Origin of the sequence: Candidatus Terasakiella magnetica, assembly GCF_900093605.1 — a bacterium.
GTDB classification, from domain to species: Bacteria; Pseudomonadota; Alphaproteobacteria; order Rhodospirillales; family Terasakiellaceae; genus Terasakiella; species Terasakiella magnetica.
The window spans coordinates 1-2,280 of sequence record NZ_FLYE01000024.1 but is presented as its reverse complement, the minus strand read 5'-3'; the positions used below and the strand labels follow the sequence as shown (position 1 = coordinate 2,280).

Below are 2,280 nucleotides of genomic sequence, written 5' to 3'. Positions count from 1 at the left end.
AGCCATAAACGGAAATAATAGCTGCTTTAAAGAACTTCAGTTTTTCACTTCATCGTATTTTGCTGCAATGCTCTCGATTGTCCCATCTGCTCTCATCTTTTTGAGGGTCATACGCATAGTTTCAATTAATTTTTGATCATAATGTGGTGATTTTTTTGAAATTTGCAAAAATGCTTCATTACGACAAAGAATGAATAATCGATTTATCAATGATGCATCTGCTTTGATGCCATCCAAATATGCTTTTAGTCCTTTGGAAGGGATTGTTGCTGCTTCAATTCTGTTTCGTTCGAGCATTTTTAAGAGATTGCCGTAGCTTTTAGTAGAATACAATCTTGCTTTAGAATTGTACTGATCAGAAAAGCATTTTTTGACAACATCCGCTTCTCCAATGATATGTCCAACATTGTTGAGGTTTTTTATTTTTTTATCATCAAACTTCTGGCCTCTTTTACCAACTAGATAATAATTGTATGGTTTCACCATTCCTATAAAATCAACAATATTTTTAAGGTTATCTCGCTTGAATATAATAGTCATATCAATCTGACCAACTTCTAGAAGCTTCTTGATACGTGCCAAAGGAAGTATTTGATATTCAAACGATATACCTAACCTCTCAGCTAATTCGTCAAGTGTGTCAATATGCTGTCCTGAAGGGGAAGAATTACTATCTTTATAGCCCCATGGCTTGATGTCAATGACACCGACTTTAAGCTCAGCGGCCTTTGCAAAATCAGGGGTAAGGATTATGCAAAGCAAAAACAATAATACCCTAATCACCATCATATCGTTCCTTTGTAAATAACCAAGGTAAGGTTTCATAAATATATAACCTATGTGAGACTTAGCCTTAGCAGTTAATCTGAAGTGGACTTTAATACAAATTCTGCTGTTTCCAAGTCTTCACCTAGCTCTTCACCCAGTTCACACATATTGTCGTCTTCTTCATCATAGTGCCATTCGACAACTACTTTATTTCCAATTTCTGCTACTTCATCCAATAGCTCGAATAAAGTCATAAGGACTTTTGCTGTTGAGCTGTTGAAATAAATCAGTTCAAAAATAAATGAAATATCGCTGTTATCTTGCGCTTTTAAAAACTCTTCCAATATCTCTAATGAAGAACCATAAAATTCATTTACATCTTCAGGATATGACTCACCACGTATCTGAAAAGTGTTGGTTTTAAAATCGAACAAAAGCTCTGGTGATCTTTCAGTAGCCGTTACATAAATATTTTCCATTATCTTCTGTATCCGCACTTAAATTTTAAAACCAATTACAGCAATATCATCTCTTCGTTTCTGATCGCCTTGATAGAATTCCAAGGATTGATAGATATGCTCGCCTTGTTTGCTCATTGGCATCTCTTGAATATCTAGAAGCAATTGACGGAAACGTTTTTTACCAAACCCTCTTTTGCGTTCACCACCAACTTGGTCAATCAAACCATCAGAAGTCATGTAGAATGTTTTTGAGCTTAATCCATCAATCACATGCTGATCATATTCTTGTCCCTTTGGAACATTTCTGTAACCTATGGCTTTTTTCGTTCCTTTAATGACAGAAATTTCATCACCCTCATGGATAAACAAATCAAATTTTGCACCTGAGAAAACAACGCTTTGCATATCAGAGCCCACATAGCAAAGGCCGAGTTCCATACCATCATCAGATATACTGTCGGCCTCGTTTTGCCCTAAAGTTGACCTGACAACCTGATGCAAGCGTTGTAACAATACCCCTGTTTCACCGCTTACAGTATCCGTTAATGCATTATCTAAAGCACCTGTGGAGATCATTGTCATGAAAGCACCTGGTACGCCATGGCCTGTACAATCACCAAGCATAATTAAAAAACCATCACCCCAGACACGACAAAGGTATAAATCGCCACCGACTGTATCTCTTGGTTCCCAAACCACAAAATGGTCTGTTAAAACGGCATTTAAGATATCTTCAGATGGTAAAATAGCTTGTTGAATATTTGCGGCATAATCAATGCTGCTGGAGATCACGTCATAAGCATCAGCAAGCTTATGTTCCGCTTGTTTACGTTCAGTTATGTCAGTAACTGTTACAACTGCTCCACCGCCTTCAATAGGGGATTTGCGCATACTAATAATACGGGAACCATCACCAAGAGTAACTTCTATTTCACCACCTTCATTGTTGGTTATTCCGTCTAAGCGTTGCTGAACCAGCTCATTAATATCACCACTCCCATAATCACCTCTTTCTGCGTGAGCTCGGGCAACAGGTTCAACAGGTGCACCT

Annotated in this window: 3 protein-coding genes; all 3 read right to left on the bottom strand. The window is 37.6% G+C overall.

Going from position 1 to position 2,280, the window contains the following annotated elements; translation table 11 throughout:
- Window positions 1-36 precede the first annotated feature (36 nt).
- Entirely contained in the window at window positions 37-825 is a 789-nt protein-coding gene (locus MTBPR1_RS10835; RefSeq protein ID WP_083223042.1) for a substrate-binding periplasmic protein, read from the bottom strand.
- Between the two features lie 35 nt (window positions 826-860).
- Window positions 861-1,247, bottom strand: coding sequence for a DUF1987 domain-containing protein (locus MTBPR1_RS10830; protein WP_069189045.1), 387 nt, complete (start codon window positions 1,245-1,247; stop codon window positions 861-863).
- An 18-nt stretch (window positions 1,248-1,265) separates the two neighbouring features.
- Window positions 1,266-2,280 (bottom strand): SpoIIE family protein phosphatase (locus MTBPR1_RS10825; protein ID WP_165602659.1); only part of this gene is annotated, 1,015 nt, incomplete at its 5' end.

Bases quoted from the DNA above. Each gene is read 5' to 3' on its own strand.
- MTBPR1_RS10830 (WP_069189045.1), bottom strand. From the start codon at position 1,247: ATGGAAAATATTTATGTAACGGCTACTGAAAGATCACCAGAGCTTTTG.
- MTBPR1_RS10835 (WP_083223042.1), bottom strand. From the start codon at position 825: ATGAAACCTTACCTTGGTTATTTACAAAGGAACGATATGATGGTGATT.